The following is a 15,580-nucleotide window of genomic DNA, read 5'->3' on the forward strand; positions in this document are numbered from 1 at the left end:
GGACGTCATGACGCTTCAGCGATTAACCCGTATTTCGCTTTTGGCGGCCCTTTGTGTCGCTCTACGTCAGGCTTTTGCCCCTTTCCCAAATGTCCAACCTATTTCTGCTATCTTCTTTCTCTTGGTGATATTTGAAGGGTATAGCTTTGCTTTTCTTGTGATGATGATCACCATGTTTGTCTCCGCCTTTTTCCTGGGGATGAGCTTGATTGTGTTCTTTCAGATTGTCGCCTTTGGCTGTTTGATGCTCATTTGGCGCATCAGTTACAAGTGGTTGCCCTTTGTCCTTCAGATCCTTTTTGTGGGCTTACTGTCCTTTGCTTATGGGGTCTTGATCGATAGTGTTTATGCCTTGATGTACCATATTCCTTGGTGGACCTATGCTTTGGTCAATGGTTTTAGTTTTAACCTTGCCCATGCTCTGTCGACGATCATTTTCTATCCCATTATCTATCAAATCTTTAGGAGATTTTATGTTGAAAAAAACCATTTCTAGCTTGATGACCTTACTTGCAGCTCTTCTTTTAGCGAGTTGCGCTCCGTCTCATAGCACAAACAATCAAACAACTGCTTCTAGCGCAGAAGTTGCCAAGAAAAACGAAATTTCGATTACGATTAGTGTGACGCCAGAAGGTCAAAAAGTGCAATCGAAAACCTTGAAAGTAGCAGAAGAGAGCAACCTCATGAAAGTGCTCAAAGCCAACTACAAGATTGAAGAAAAAAATGGCATGATCACCTCGATTGACGGTCACAGCCAAGACGAAGCCAAAGGCCTTTACTGGATGTACAAGATCAATGGCGAAATGGCTCCAAAAGGTGCTGCTGAAACCACCGTTAAAAAAGGAGACAAGATCGAATTCTATCAAGAAGTGTATAAATAATGAGAAGAGAGTGGGACAGAAATCGGTAATTCGTTAGAATTCGATTTCGTCGTCCCACCTCCGCACAGTTGAGTAGGGCTGTAAAAGCTGATGAAGTCAGCGTAGTAGAGCCCACTCAACCACTGCGTCTTGCTCGACAATCCAAAAATAATTGAGAGGCTAGGACTTTTGTTCCAGCCTCTTTTTTGCTAAAGTTTAGGAGCTTATTTAAAACTTCTTTCTAATTAGAAAAATATTTGAGAAACTATTGACAGCCTCATATAACAGTGTTACAATAATATTACAAAATATTACAAATGTTACAAAAAAGAGGTTCTGTTATGAAAAACAAAAAAATCATTTCCCTAGCAGCTCTAGCTCTTACAGCTAGTCTTTTCCTAGGAGCTTGTGGCGGGAATAAAGAAGAAAAAACTTCAGAAGCAAGCAGTTCAAAGACCAGTCAGGTTAAACAAACAAGTTCTTCTTCTAAGAAAAAAGTGATCACTAGTAAAGATCCAATTGCCTCTTCATCCTCTGATAGCAAATCAGAAGAAAGTCATACTGTTGGTAGCAAAAATAACCAAGCAGCAGCTAGTCAAACACCTGCTCCAGCTAAAGAAGCGACACCAGCAGCACCCGTAACAAAAGAAACAAAAGAAGTAGCCACTCCAGCAACACCAGCGAAAGCAAAATTGCCAAGTCTAGAAGACGGTCATGCCCATGCTAAGAAGCAAGCTTCTGCCACTGAGAATGCCCAATACAAGGGAGTCTATTCTGTAGCAGCAGGGGATTTCTCTGCAGCAGCAGGGAATTGGTCTGACAAACGCGACACTGGAGTTACTATTGGCCAAGGTGGTCAAGTGACCATCCAACTGCCTGGTGGCCAACCCGTAGCCTATGGTATCAGTGCTTATAACTATACCTTGGATGATGGTCATTACCATGCTAATCTCTCAGCAGGCGATGGGTCTGCAGCGACTCTAGATATCGTAGTTGGAAAAGATGGCTCTGTATCTAGTGTGACGGTTCTGAAAGACGGTGTCAGCCACTCCCTCACTCGTGAATAAAATTCGAAAGATCTGAAAGGAGAAGCTTCTCTTTTCAGATCTTTTTTGTTAATTTGAAGAAAAATATATTTTTTTATAAAAAACTATTGACAGATAGAAAATATAGTTTATAATAAAAACATAAAGAAAACATATTTATAAAAAATTATAAAAAGGAGTTCATATGAAAAAAGAAAGAATTGCCCTGGTTTTTGGAACCTTTGCGCCTCTTCATCAAGGGCATATTGACTTGATCCAGCGGGCCAAGCGTCAGTGTGATCGCGTTCGTGTCATCGTATCTGGTTATGAAGGAGATCGTGGCGAAGAAGTCGGGTTGACTTTACAAAAACGCTTCCGTTATATCCGCGAAGCCTTCTCTAATGATGAGTTGACCCAAGTCTATAAGCTAGATGAGACAGAACTTCCTCGTTATCCCTTGGGCTGGGAGCCTTGGTTACAAACAGCCCTAGACACCATCCAGTATCAAACAGAGACAGAAGAGTTGATCTTTTATGTAGGGGAGAAAGCCTATAAGGAAGAGTTGGAAGCTAGAGGGTTTGAAGTTCACTTAGAAGAGCGTCGCTTCGGGATCTCTGCTACCATGATCCGGGAAAATCCAAGCAAATACTGGAAATACATTGCCCAGCCCTTCCGTCGCCAGTTCACAAAAAAAGTTTTGATCATGGGGAGCGCCAGCAACGGGAAAACGACCCTTGCAAAGGACTTGGCTCGCTTTTACGATGCACCTGTTAGTCTTGAGTATGCCCGTGAATACCAGATCAAAAACAATGTTCGAGATGATGAGCTCACGCCAAAAGATTACTATTACCTACTCTTAGGACAGTATGATCAAACCTCTAAGCTCATCGATAGTAGTGCCAATCGAGGCCTGGTCATCGCCGATACCAATTCCCTGGTAACCAAGGGTTATTACGACTACTACATGGAAGTCGAAGGCCAGGATACCAGTATGACCGATACCTTTGACAACCTCTTTGTCAGTATTTTGTCCAAAGAAAAATGGGATTTGATACTCTTTGTACAGCCGATCGGCTCTTATGTCAATGATGGTTTCCGAGATATGACCATGGCTGACGAAGAGATCCGCACCAGCTTTTCAAATTACCTAGACCAATTGCGCCAGCAATACCTAGGAAACATTCCGACCACTTTCCTCGCATCAGACTACCTCGGCAACTACGAAGAAGCCAAGAAGGTGATCGATGCCATTTACCAAGCCGACTAAGGAGCAGCTTATGAAAAACCTATCTGAAAAATTCACAACCTTTATCCAAGACTTTAAAAATGTTAACCAAGAAGCGAAAAAACAAGGCTTTGTCAATATTATGAAACTCCTGTGGAAGGACCTTTTTGTAGGACTCACAGCCTTTCAATGGATCTATCTCCTGCTTCTTTCCAGCGTTCCCTTCTTCTTAGAATGGACCAAAGCCCTCAAGAAGGAGGTGGCTTAGATGGCAAGTCTCTCAATTCCAGCAGGAATGACGGAGAAAGAGTATTTTGAGACGGCCGCTAGTGAAGCAGACTTTCTCAAGTGGTACAAGGAGCAAGACCTGCCGACTTATGAAACTCCAAGTGTCACAGCGGACATGGTAGCTTACTGTTTTGTTGATGGACAGCTCAAGCTTTTAGCCATTCGCCGCAAGGCCCACCCATATCAACACCGCCTAGCCTTGGTGGGGGGCTTTGTGAACAAGGATGAAGATGCAATCCATGCTTGTATTCGAGAGGTCAAAGAAGAAGTCGGGCTCGATCTTCCAGTTAATAAGGTGGAGCAGCTCATGACGGTTTCCACCCCTGGGCGGGATCCCAGAGGCTGGGTCATTACCATCGCTCATCTGGTCTATCTGCCAGCAGAAGCAGTAGACTTAGCCCATGCAGGTGATGATGCCAAGGAAGTCGTTTTTCTCGATGTCGATTTCAAAAAGTCCCAGTGTTTGCTCGATGGAGAACCCTTAGCTGCTTCTGATTTTGCCTTTGACCACTACCAGATTATTCAAGAATCGATCAAGCGGATTCAGGGGCGTCTAGACTGGAATCCAACCTTCCTCTATCTGTTAGAGGAGCCTTTCACCGTTTATGAAGCAACCGAATTGGTCAATCTGATCAATCCTGGACGTCCCATCGTTAGTAATAACTTCCTCGTAAAATTCGGAGAATTCGTGGAAGAAGTGGGCGTCAAGCGGGTACCTAAGAAAAAACCACGCAAGACCTACCGTCTAAAACAGTAGATCGAGCGGAGTTCATTCTATCAGCCCTCCCTTACTTTTAGTAACGGAAGGGCTTTTTCTGATTTTTCCTGCTCCACTTGTGTGCAAAGTGGTATAATAATCATAATTGAAATCAAAAGAGACAAGACTATGGAAGAAAAAATAATTTTACCGCAAAATACACGACTGATGGGGGCTCTGCTTGGTTTTATCGGAGGGGGCCTTGATGTTTTTTGCCACATGCACTACCGGAGTTTGGTCGCGACTCAAACTGGGAACCTCCTGCTTCTCATCGCTGATTGGCACGATCCCCGTGTCGAAAATACCATCATGCGTTTTTCATCTATTTTATTTTTCTCGATCGGCTTTGTGGTTGCCCTCCATATCAAAGAGTATCGCAAGACAGCCTTTTGGCGGACCAAGATGTTAATTCCTTTGTTTGTGGTGACACTCCTGATTCCCTTGGTGTCTGTCATACCACCTGTAGAAGTTCCCTTTATTGCTTTTGGGACAGGGATGATGATGTTGACCTTTACAGGGAGCCTCATCGAAAATCACCCTTATGTGATCTTTATGACTTCTGGAAATTACCGCAAGATGCTGACGGCCTTGTACCGAATCACTCGAGGAAAGGGAGATTTGGACGAGTATCGGCGTCAAGCCATGAATTACGGGATTGTCGTTGGGAGCTTTGTTGCAGGAGCTATTAGCGTAGCCATCCTCATGCATTTCATTCACCAATGGGCCATCTGGCTGATCACAGTGAACCTCTTTTTGATCATGACCTACTACACCGCCAGAGTCAAACAACTCGGCCTGCAAACAGACAATCTATAGAAACAGGACCCCGTGTGAGATCCTGTTTTAGATTAATGACAAAGCCATCTTAGAAACTTTCCTTAGGTGAGTACGGACGTCAGCGAACTTCGAAGAAGTTCCATGACTTAGTTTTGAGCCTAAGGTCTCAAAACTCCCGAGTGCCTGAAACAATCGTGTTTCAGGCACTTTTCTCACAGCGGAAAGTTTCGGTATTTTTTTGATTCGCTCAAAAAATTAAAACATATTTATATTTCTTTGCCGAATTGCTTAACTTATTTAAAAATAGTACAGGACCTCACATGAGGTCCTGCTTTTTGTATTTCTATGCTTTTAATTGTAAGAGTTCTTCAATTTCAGCAAGGGTACTGGCTTGAGAGATGGCTCCGCGGAGTTTGGCTGCACCTGAGGTACCACGGAGGTAGTGAGGAGCGAGGCCACGGAATTCACGAACGGCAATGTGCTCACCTTTGAGATCGATCAAGCGTTTCAAGTGTTCGTAAGCGATCTTCATCTTGTCTTCAAAAGTCAAATCAGGCAGGATTTCTCCTGTTTCAAAGTAGTGATTGATTTGGTTGAAGAGATAAGGATTGCCCATAGCAGCGCGACCAATCATGACCGCATCAGCACCGACTTCTTCGATCCGTTGTTTGGCGTCTTGAACTGTACGGATATCTCCGTTTGCGATAAATGGAATCTTGGTCAGAGCTTGTGCAACCTTGTGAAGGGTCTCAAGGTCCGCATGACCCGTATACATTTGCTCCCGAGTCCGTCCATGCATGGCAAGGGCAGAGACACCCGCAGCTTCAGCAGCGAGGGCGTTCTCAACTGCTAGGGAAGGATCCGACCAACCCGTCCGCATTTTAACAGTGAGGGGGATATCAAGGACGGATTGAACCTTGTTGATGATGGAGTAGATCTTGTCTGGATCTTTGAGCCACATGGCACCAGCCTCGTTCTTGACGATTTTATTCACCGGGCAGCCCATGTTGATATCGACGATATCGGTATTGGTATTTTCTTGGATAAATTCAGCTGCGCGTGCCAGGCTATCTTCGTCACTTCCAAAGAGTTGGATCGATACAGGATTTTCTCCTTCATCGATATGGAGCATGTGAAGCGTCTTTTCATTGTTGTACTGGATCCCCTTGTCAGAGACCATTTCCATTACAACGAGCCCCGCCCCCAGTTCTTTGGCAATGGTCCGGAAGGCTGAGTTGGTTACACCAGCCATTGGGGCTAGGACGGTACGGTTAGGGATTTCGACATCCCCGATCATAAATGGCGTATTAAGATTTGTCACGAATGAGTTCCTCCAAGTCATTTTCGTCAAAGTGGTAGGTTGTCTGACAGAATTGGCAAGTGATTTCAGCGCCATGGTCTTCGTCCTTCATTTCTTGAAGGTCTTTAACCGGCAAGCTTGCCAAGGCATTCATGAAGCGTTCCTTGCTACAGTCACACTGGAAGCGGATCTCTTCTTCTGAGAGACGTTTGTATGGTTCGTCACCGTAGATAGCAGCAAGAAGGGCTTCAATATGGTCGTCAGACGCTAAAAGGGTAGAAATGGCGGGCATTTCTTGGATCCGTTTTTCAAAGCGCGCGATTTCTTCTTCCTTGGCATTGGGCAAGACCTGGAGCAAGAAGCCACCAGCCACTTTAACCTTATCTTCGTCATCCAAAAGAACATTGAGTCCAACTGCAGATGGTGTTTGTTGGCTTTCCGTCAGATAAAAGGCCAGGTCTTCTCCGATTTCACCGGTTACAAGAGGGGTCATGGAGTTATAAGGATTTCCCGTACCATAATCTGTGATAACCAAGAATTCTCCGTTTCCGACAAATGGTCCCACCAGAACTTCACCAGTCGCAGTCTTTTTGATATCCACTCCAGGATTTTGCACGTAGCCTTTAACATTTCCCTTGGTATCTGCCACGGTGATGATGGCTCCGAGTGAGCTAGTTCCAAGGACTTTGACCGTAATTTTAGTATCTCCTTTCTCGTTTGCCGCCAAGATTTGACTGGCAATGAGGGTACGGCCAAGTGCGACCGTGGAGCTAGCTTGTGTGTGATGTTTTTCTTGGGCTGTTCGTACAGTTTCTGTACTGTCTAGTACATAGGCACGAAAAGCGCCACTTTCTGAGATAGTTTTAATAATTTTGTCCATAGCTTCTATTTTAGCATAAAAAAGGGAAAGAGGTGAAGGGAGTAACTTGATTTATTTAGACGGTGAAGGGATAAAATCTTTCAGGGGAGAGCTTCGCTTAGAAACTGAATAGAATAGGATCTGTTTTAGGAAGTAAAGAAGGCAAAAGACGAACAATCATTCTTTAACGTTTAAAATGACGATCAAAAGATGGATGTTCGGAAAATGAGAAGCGGATTTTAAGGGTAAAAAACCAAGTAAAGAAATAGCCGACCTTGAAAAAAACGAGGAAATTTCTTATAATAGAGTGTAAGACAAACTTGCAGGTGAGACTCCTGCCCCTAGTTTGAAGAAAGGCATAGATAGGGAACTATCTATGGTATATGAAAAAGAATTATGACATCAGTTGTTGTAGTAGGAACCCAATGGGGTGATGAAGGAAAAGGGAAGATTACAGACTTCCTATCAGCCAATGCAGAAGTCATTGCTCGCTATCAAGGTGGGGACAATGCCGGACACACCATCGTAATCGACGGCAAAAAGTTCAAGTTGCACTTGATTCCTTCTGGTATCTTCTTCCCTGAAAAGATCTCTGTCATCGGAAACGGCGTGGTGGTCAACCCTAAATCATTGGTCAAAGAGTTGGCTTATCTCCATGAAGAAGGAGTATCAACGGACAGCCTTCGCATCTCTGACCGTGCCCATGTCATCCTTCCTTACCATATCGAATTGGACCGTCTCCAAGAAGAGTCTAAAGGCGACAACAAAATCGGAACGACCATCAAAGGGATTGGACCAGCCTACATGGACAAGGCTGCGCGTGTGGGAATCCGGATTGCGGACCTTTTGGACCGCGACGTCTTTGCGGAACGTCTTCGCATCAACTTGGAAGAAAAGAACCGTCAATTTACCAAACTCTATGATGCAGAGGCTCTGTCATTTGACGATATCTTCGAAGAATACTATGAATATGGTCAACAAATCAAGCAATATGTAACCGATACTTCTGTCATCTTGAACGATGCTTTGGATAACGGCAAGCGCGTGCTCTTCGAAGGAGCTCAAGGGGTTATGCTGGATATCGACCAAGGAACTTATCCGTTTGTTACTTCATCAAACCCTGTTGCAGGTGGGGTGACCATCGGATCAGGTGTCGGCCCAAGCAAGATCGACAAGGTTGTCGGTGTATGTAAAGCCTACACTAGCCGTGTCGGTGATGGACCATTCCCAACAGAGCTGTTTGATGAAGTGGGCGAGCGCATCCGTGAAGTGGGGCATGAATACGGTACAACGACTGGCCGTCCGCGTCGGGTGGGCTGGTTTGACTCCGTTGTTATGCGCCACAGCCGCCGCGTATCAGGAATTACCAACCTTTCCCTCAACTCCATTGACGTTTTGAGTGGTCTAGATACAGTCAAAATCTGTGTAGCCTACGATTTGGACGGTCAAAGAATCGACCATTACCCAGCAAGTCTGGAGCAGCTCAAGCGCTGCAAGCCGATCTATGAAGAATTGCCAGGTTGGTCAGAAGACATCACTGGTGTCCGCAGCCTAGAAGACCTGCCAGAAAATGCCCGCAATTATGTTCGCCGTGTCAGCGAACTGGTTGGAGTCCGCATTTCGACCTTCTCAGTCGGACCAGGTCGCGAGCAAACCAATATCTTGGAAAGTGTTTGGTCTAGTTTATAAGCAAATGAAGATAAGAGAGTGGGACAGAAATCGGTCATTCGTTAGAATTCGATTTCATCGTCCCACCTCCGCACAGTTGAGTAGGGCTGTAAAAGCTGATGAAATCAGCGTAGTAGAGCCCACTCAACCACTGCGTCTTGCTCGACAATCCAAAGACAATTGAGAGGCTAGGACTTTTGTCCCAGCCTCTTTTTGAAAGCAGAAAGAGGAAAAAATGTATCAAACGATTTTATTTGACCTAGACGGCACCTTGACCAATTCAGAACTAGGGATTACCAACTCGGTGGCCTATGCCTTAGGAAAATATGGGATTCAAGTGCCAGACAAGAAAGCATTGAGAGTTTTCATCGGTCCGCCCTTGCAGGAGTCTTTTGAGCGCTTTTATGGATTTTCTAAGGAAGAATGTTTAAAGGCCATTGACTACTATCATGAGTATTTTTCCGAAAAAGGCCTTTATGAAAATGAGGTCTATCTAGGCGTTCCTGACTTGCTGGCTTCTCTCAAGCAGGCTGGCAAACAGTTGATTGTAGATACGTCAAAGCCTGAAGAATTTTCCATTCAAATTCTCAAACACTTTGGTTTGTATGATTATTTTGACTTTGTCGCTGGTGCGACCATGGATAGAAAACGTAGTAAAAAAAGCGATGTTATCCAGTATGCCTTGGAGCAAAATGGGATTACAGATTTGGCGCATACCATCATGATTGGAGACAGGGAGCACGATGTGCTTGGCGCTCAAGCGCAAAAGCTTGATTCTATCGGTGTCCTTTATGGCTTTGGAAGCAGGGAAGAATTGGAAGAAGCCGGCGCCACCTATATTGCTCAAGAAGTTGGCGAAATTGCAGCTTTTATAGGATAACCTTTTCCAAAATATTAAAAGTTGGAACTTTTCTAATCTGCTGAATATTGCTTGATTTAATATTTCTATCGGCGTACACTTACTGTAGGTTAAGTCACACAGATTAAGAGGTGATAATATGAATTTGTCACGATATATATTAAAATATAGTACTGATGATGGTACGTTGTATTTTAATACTAAAACCAATCATTCATTTTTTCTTACGAATGAATTGAATAGAGTAGTCGACAGCAATGATGTGATTAGGAAAGAGTTTCATGCTTATCTTGATAAAAATAAATATTTAAGTGAGGGTGAGTATGAGGTCGAAAAGTATCTATCTAAAATAAGCGATACAGATGCTGAATTATTGGAACTAACAATTTTGACACATGGAGATTGTAATTTTCGGTGAAGGTTAAAGTGAATAACAAATTCGATGACAAAATGAATGCTAAACCTAGAGTATTTAACTATAATTGTGATTGTAAATAATCACGATTTTAAATAAATTAGAGAAGAGGGTTGTGCTAGCCCTCTATTTTGATGGATGATAATTATGAGAAATATTTATAAGTACATTGATAAGAAGTATCTTTTTCCTATTTTTTTAGGGCGTATTGTGAATAGTGGTTTGGTGTTGGCGCAACCTCTGATTTTAACGAAGGCCTTGAAGTTAGATCAAGACGGCCTTTCTTATGGAAAAATTCTCAATTTTGTTTTATTTGGTTTGTCTGTCTATCTTGTTATTTATAGTCTGATGCTGTTTTCAAACCATTCGCACAATATATTCCGAAGAGAAATCAACAAAAGTGTCCGTGCCCTTTTATTTAAGAAAGTCATATTGAATCCTAAATTTTCCAATGATGAAAAAGTTAGTCTGCTAACTCAAGATATGGAATATGTGGGCGATAATTATTTGGAAAATATAAATGTTATGGTGAGTTGGGGATTTGTCGCCCTTGTTACAGCCATTTATATTGTTTCACAAAATTTTCTCTTAGGACTTATTTTTGTCATTTTTACGATTATGAGACCTATTCCTCAGTTCATCATGAATCGTCGTTTACAAGATTCGGGAGACAGCTGGTCCAAGCTTAGAACGAAATTACATGGGCTTGTCTCGGATAGTATGCAAGGCAGCCAAACCTTACGGATTAATCAGGCCATGAGGCTGAATGAAGAGCGCGTGAATGATTTAAACGGAGAATATCAAAAAGCCATCCAAAGATTTTGTTTCACACATAATATTATTTTTTTCTTTAATGGATTTATGGTCTTTTTTAGTCAGGTTGTTCCTCTTGCTTTAGGCTTTTATTTGAGTTTACAGGGAAATTCTATTTCTATTACAAGCCTCATCTCTATGTATGTTGCTGCGGGGATGCTGGTAGAACCGATCCAAACTCTGATGTACAGTGCAGCCAATCTCCAAGGTGCCTTGCCGACTGCGAACCGCCTGTTTAAGATTATCGAGGAAGAACCTGATTTCGAAGAGACAAAGGATCAATTTGTTGAAAATCTCGAATCGTTGCGCTTAAATCATATTTCAAAAAGTTTTGCTGAACGTCAGCTTTTTTCTGATTTGACGGCGACGATTTCAGTAGGTCAGAAGGTCTTAATCAAAGGACCGAGCGGGTCTGGAAAGACGACTCTTTTTCGCTTGATTTTAGGAGAAGAAGTATGTGATGAGGGTGACATTTTCGTTCAGTATGATGGAAATCAAATAACGAGTCATTTCCAAGGGAATATCGGTTTAATTAGCCAGCATCCCTTCCTGTTTAACGATACTATCCGCTATAATCTAACTTTTGGTCAGCCTTTTCAGGACCATGAATTATTGGAGGTATTGGACCGAGTTGGCTTAATAGACGAATTTCAGGATATTTTGAATGTAGAAATTCATAATAATGGTGAAAACATTTCAGGAGGTCAGCGTGTCAGATTAGAGTTGGCTCGTTTTCTCTTACGCGAGAAGGATATTTTATTAGCGGACGAAGTGACATCAGCTTTGGACGAAAAAAATAGTCGTCTGGTTAGAGACCTAATCTTTTCTTTGCCGATCACGGTACTAGAAATAGCCCATCATATTGATGAAGAAGAGCGCTATGACCAAATCCTTGAGTTACGTAGAGGATGAGCGATGCCACAATAGTTGGTTCTGCGACAAAGCGGATAGTAGTAAGCCAGCAATTTGTCAGATATTTTTGAGATTCTAAGTGGTGATATTTCCAAAATCATCAATACTCAGAGAACTTAAGATTTATTTAAGATAGGCCAGCTATACTAGAAGCATAAACAAAGACCTCCTAACTTTGTTTAAACCTCCTAAACTTTTTCATAATAATCTCCCATAAGAGTCGCCCAATCGGCGGCTTTTTTTGTGAGTCGTAAGCTGCCTATGGTATAATGAACAAAGAAACTAAAAGGAAGAAGGAAGAGATGGACTACACGATAGAGGAAAAAGCGATGTTTATGAGGGAAGCCCTGAAGGAGGCGGAGATTGCCCTCGCCAATGATGAAATACCGATTGGCTGTGTCTTGGTCAAGGATGGTCAGATTATCGGGCGTGGACATAATGCGCGTGAGGAGCTGCAGCGGGCGGTCATGCATGCGGAAATCATGGCGATCGAGGAGGCCAATCAGCGTGAAAATAGCTGGCGCCTGCTGGATACGACGCTTTTTGTCACGATTGAGCCCTGTGTCATGTGTAGTGGTGCCATTGGTCTAGCTCGGATTCCCCAGGTGATTTACGGGGCGACCAATCAGAAGTTCGGTGGAGCAGGTAGTCTCTACGACATTTTGGCAGATGAACGCCTCAATCACCGAGTCGAAGTAGAAACAGGAATCTTGGAAGCAGAATGTGCAGCCATCATGCAGACCTTCTTCCGCCAAGGTCGAGAACGAAAAAAACAAGCCAAACTCGCAGCCAAGGCCGAAACACAAGAATAAAAACCGGACCTTTGCAAATCGAACAAATTATGATATAATACCTATCGGAGCAACAGTTCTGCGTGAAGCGGGTCAGGGGAGGAATCCAGCAGCCCTAAGCGAAGTGAACTGTGTGCTCTTTTCTATTGCTCTTGATGAGTCAAGTCCAAGGGACGCAGAAGAATCCTAGAGCAATGGATGCAGTTTTTCCCGCTAGGGAAAAAGCTGTAAACCTATGATAGCCCTTAGTGAATCAAGTCCAACGGACGCGGATGAACTTAGGTGCATTGACGCAGTTCGAACAAAGTGAGAACTAGGTTCCGAAGTATAATGAATCAAGCCTAAAAGGTGCAGATGAATATTGGAGCAGCGAATCTAGTTTGAACGGACCTGAAATGAATTCAGCTGACATCCAATCTTAAGAAGCGTATTTGTTTTCTTGTCAATCAAAATTGTTCTTCTCAATAGGCCTAAAATTTGTTGTCTTACGCAAACGAGTGCTCTCGGTTATGTCCTAAGGTTAGCTTATTTAGAAAAATAGTATAGAATATAAAATGTAAACGTTTTAAAATAGTGAAAGCACTTGCTTATTTTTTCTTAAAGCGTTATCATAAAAGAAAAGAACAATTGGAGGATAAACATGTCACATATTAAATTTGACTACTCAAAGGTGTTAGATAAATTTGTAGCACCACATGAACTAGATTATATGCAGCCTCAAGTGACTGCTGCAGATTCTGCTCTGCGAAATGGTACAGGTCCTGGGGCAGAAATGACTGGCTGGTTGAACTTGCCTGAAGAATATGACAAAGATGAATTTGCTCGTATTCAAAAGGCTGCTGCTAAAATCCAATCTGATAGTGAGGTATTGATCGTAATCGGTATTGGTGGTTCCTATTTAGGAGCTCGTGCAGCTATTGATTTCTTGAATAATTCTTTTGTAAATCTACAAAGCAAGGAAGAACGCAAGGCACCTCAAATCCTCTATGCTGGAAATTCTATTTCTTCAAGCTATTTGGCTGATTTGGTAGACTATGTATCAGACAAAGATTTCTCTGTCAACGTTATTTCTAAGTCAGGAACGACTACAGAGCCTGCTATTGCTTTCCGTGTCTTCAAAGAACTCTTGGTTAAGAAGTATGGTCAGGAAGAAGCAAATAAACGGATTTATGCAACTACAGACCGCGCTAAAGGTGCAGTTAAGGTTGAAGCAGATGCTAATGGCTGGGATACTTTTGTAGTGCCTGATAGTGTAGGTGGTCGTTTTACAGTATTGACAGCAGTGGGACTCTTGCCAATCGCAGCTGCAGGGGCTGATATCAGCAAGTTAATGGAAGGAGCAAATGCTGCTCGCAAGGCTTATGCTTCTGATAAGTTGGCTGAAAATGAAGCATATCAATATGCAGTTGTACGCAATATCTTGTACCGTAAAGGTTATCTGACAGAAGTTCTAGCTAACTATGAACCATCTCTACAATACTTCTCTGAGTGGTGGAAGCAACTGGCTGGTGAGTCAGAAGGGAAAGACCAAAAAGGGATTTACCCAACTTCAGCCAACTTCTCAACAGACTTGCACTCTCTGGGACAATTTATCCAGGAAGGTACCCGTATCCTCTTTGAAACAGTTGTACGTGTAGATAAACCTCGCAAAAATGTGCTGATTCCTGAATTGGCAGAAGACTTGGACGGTCTTGGCTACTTGCAAGGAAAAGATGTTGACTTTGTCAATAAAAAAGCTACAGATGGAGTGCTGTTAGCACACACTGATGGTGGAGTTCCAAATATGTTTGTGACACTGCCTGAGCAAGATGAGTTCACTTTGGGCTACACTATTTACTTCTTTGAGTTGGCTATTGCTCTTTCTGGCTACCTGAATGGTATCAATCCATTTGACCAGCCTGGAGTTGAGGCTTATAAGAAAAACATGTTTGCCCTTCTTGGAAAACCAGGCTTTGAAGAGCTGGGTGCTGAGCTGAATGCACGCCTTTGATTCTTATATGCCTTGAGTTCATTTAGAGTATAAAAAGAGATCCACAAGTTCATTTCTTGTGGATTTTTTAGTACAAGCCTCATAATTAGTTTATTATTTTTTTGAACAGTATAAAAAAGAGTGTCTTAATTCTTTTATGAAAGCGCTGTATAATTGCCTTGTAAATAAAATTTGAGAGGTATCAAAATGAATGATTGGTTAAACATAAAAGGCAAAACAGTTCTTGTGACTGGCGCGTCATCTGGGATCGGTAAGGCAATCGTTGAAGAATTGCTGGAATTAGGTGTCAATGTAGCGAATTTCGATCTTAGCGACAACGATTTGCGTCATCCAAATCTATTATTTGTAAAAGTTGATGTAACTTCTCGCTCTGAAGTAGAAGAGGGTGTTGCCAAAATAGTTGAAAGATTTGGCAATATTGATGCAGTGGTCAATAATGCAGGGATTAATATCCCTAGATTATTAATCGATGCAGAAAATCCTAAAGGTCCTTACGAATTGGACGATGAGACGTTCGAAAAAGTAACGATGATTAATCAAAAAGGTTTGTATCTGGTTAGTCAGGCAGTGGGACGTATTTTAGTGAAAAATGGAAAAGGTGTAATTGTGAACATGGCTTCAGAAGCAGGCTTGGAAGGTTCTGAAGGACAAAGTGCCTATGCTGCCACAAAAGCAGCAGTCTATAGTTACACTCGTTCATGGGCAAAAGAGCTGGGTAAGCATGGTGTACGTGTGGTTGGAATTGCTCCAGGAATTATGGAAGCTACGGGACTTCGAACTCTTTCTTATGAGGAAGCTCTTGCTTATACCCGTGGAAAGACGGTAGAAGATATTCGAGCTGGTTATGCTTCAACTTCAACAACTCCTTTGGGACGAAGTGGTAAACTACGGGAAGTAGCTGACCTTGTAGCATTCTATATTTCAGACCGTTCTAGCTATATAACTGGAGTCACTACAAATATTGCCGGGGGGAAAACTCGCGGTTAAAAAAATGAAGGTGAGGAAGAGAGTTGACCATAGTAAATCGATGGTATAACATTT

Annotated in this window: 15 protein-coding genes, 1 other RNA gene and 1 pseudogene; 15 read left to right on the plus strand and 2 right to left on the minus strand. The window is 42.7% G+C overall.

From position 1 onward, the window contains the following. The first annotated feature begins 7 nt into the window (after positions 1–7). From O3646_RS08165 to O3646_RS08195, 7 genes and pseudogenes are all read left to right on the plus strand, one after another. Positions 8–496 (plus strand): ECF transporter S component, encoded by a 489-nt coding sequence (locus O3646_RS08165; RefSeq protein WP_118227762.1) that lies wholly within the window; start codon positions 8–10, stop codon positions 494–496. Further along, positions 474–881: a DUF4430 domain-containing protein gene (locus O3646_RS08170; protein ID WP_070506050.1), complete on the plus strand. Its 408-nt coding sequence runs from the start codon at positions 474–476 to the stop codon at positions 879–881. The genes O3646_RS08165 and O3646_RS08170 overlap by 23 nt, the downstream gene beginning before the upstream one ends. A gap of 320 nt (positions 882–1,201) precedes the next feature. Further along, positions 1,202–1,927 carry a hypothetical protein gene (locus O3646_RS08175; protein ID WP_023919822.1) on the plus strand — a complete coding sequence of 242 codons (726 nt, stop codon included), beginning with the start codon at positions 1,202–1,204 and terminating at the stop codon, positions 1,925–1,927. A gap of 163 nt (positions 1,928–2,090) precedes the next feature. Continuing rightward, a complete protein-coding gene (locus O3646_RS08180; RefSeq protein WP_023919820.1) occupies positions 2,091–3,152 on the plus strand; it encodes an AAA family ATPase in 1,062 nt (353 codons plus the stop codon). Positions 3,153–3,162: 10 nt separating this feature from the next. After that, a pseudogene (locus O3646_RS08185) lies at positions 3,163–3,354 on the plus strand (hypothetical protein); the annotation flags it as partial. A gap of 24 nt (positions 3,355–3,378) precedes the next feature. Beyond that, positions 3,379–4,155, plus strand: a complete 777-nt coding sequence (locus O3646_RS08190) for an NUDIX domain-containing protein (protein WP_371610766.1) — start codon at positions 3,379–3,381, stop codon at positions 4,153–4,155. A 129-nt stretch (positions 4,156–4,284) separates the two neighbouring features. Further along, positions 4,285–4,971, plus strand: coding sequence for a YoaK family protein (locus O3646_RS08195; protein WP_070594610.1), 687 nt, complete (start codon positions 4,285–4,287; stop codon positions 4,969–4,971). Between the two features lie 304 nt (positions 4,972–5,275). On the opposite strand, the gene dusB is transcribed toward O3646_RS08195, so the two are convergent. Further along, positions 5,276–6,253 carry a tRNA dihydrouridine synthase DusB gene (gene dusB, locus O3646_RS08200; RefSeq protein WP_368397766.1) on the minus strand — a complete coding sequence of 326 codons (978 nt, stop codon included), beginning with the start codon at positions 6,251–6,253 and terminating at the stop codon, positions 5,276–5,278. Then, positions 6,240–7,112, minus strand: a complete 873-nt coding sequence (hslO, locus tag O3646_RS08205; protein WP_368397767.1) for an Hsp33 family molecular chaperone HslO — start codon at positions 7,110–7,112, stop codon at positions 6,240–6,242. The genes dusB and hslO overlap by 14 nt, the downstream gene beginning before the upstream one ends. Before the next feature lie 375 nt (positions 7,113–7,487). On the opposite strand from hslO, the gene O3646_RS08210 reads away from it, so the two are divergent. The 8 genes from O3646_RS08210 to O3646_RS08245 all read left to right on the plus strand — a co-directional run bounded on the left by O3646_RS08210 (position 7,488) and on the right by O3646_RS08245 (position 15,526). Then, on the plus strand, positions 7,488–8,780 hold the full coding sequence (locus O3646_RS08210; protein WP_070594607.1) for an adenylosuccinate synthase: 1,293 nt from the start codon (positions 7,488–7,490) through the stop codon (positions 8,778–8,780). Positions 8,781–8,994: 214 nt separating this feature from the next. Next, a complete protein-coding gene (locus tag O3646_RS08215; RefSeq protein ID WP_070665064.1) occupies positions 8,995–9,639 on the plus strand; it encodes an HAD family hydrolase in 645 nt (214 codons plus the stop codon). A gap of 118 nt (positions 9,640–9,757) precedes the next feature. Then, positions 9,758–10,036, plus strand: coding sequence for a hypothetical protein (locus O3646_RS08220; protein WP_003009004.1), 279 nt, complete (start codon positions 9,758–9,760; stop codon positions 10,034–10,036). A 144-nt stretch (positions 10,037–10,180) separates the two neighbouring features. Further along, positions 10,181–11,758 (plus strand): ATP-binding cassette domain-containing protein, encoded by a 1,578-nt coding sequence (locus O3646_RS08225; protein ID WP_371610767.1) that lies wholly within the window; start codon positions 10,181–10,183, stop codon positions 11,756–11,758. A gap of 302 nt (positions 11,759–12,060) precedes the next feature. Then, on the plus strand, positions 12,061–12,570 hold the full coding sequence (gene tadA, locus O3646_RS08230) for a tRNA adenosine(34) deaminase TadA (RefSeq protein ID WP_003016809.1): 510 nt from the start codon (positions 12,061–12,063) through the stop codon (positions 12,568–12,570). A 38-nt stretch (positions 12,571–12,608) separates the two neighbouring features. Then, positions 12,609–12,704, plus strand: an RNA gene (gene ffs / locus O3646_RS08235) — signal recognition particle sRNA small type. A 485-nt stretch (positions 12,705–13,189) separates the two neighbouring features. Then, positions 13,190–14,539: a glucose-6-phosphate isomerase gene (locus O3646_RS08240; RefSeq protein WP_008808173.1), complete on the plus strand. Its 1,350-nt coding sequence runs from the start codon at positions 13,190–13,192 to the stop codon at positions 14,537–14,539. 186 nt (positions 14,540–14,725) lie between these two features. Then, positions 14,726–15,526, plus strand: a complete 801-nt coding sequence (locus tag O3646_RS08245) for an SDR family oxidoreductase (protein WP_001000837.1) — start codon at positions 14,726–14,728, stop codon at positions 15,524–15,526. Positions 15,527–15,580: the final 54 nt, after the last annotated feature.

This window comes from Streptococcus sp. 27098_8_148 (genome assembly GCF_041432105.1).
Taxonomy (GTDB): domain Bacteria; phylum Bacillota; class Bacilli; order Lactobacillales; family Streptococcaceae; genus Streptococcus; species Streptococcus parasanguinis_AE.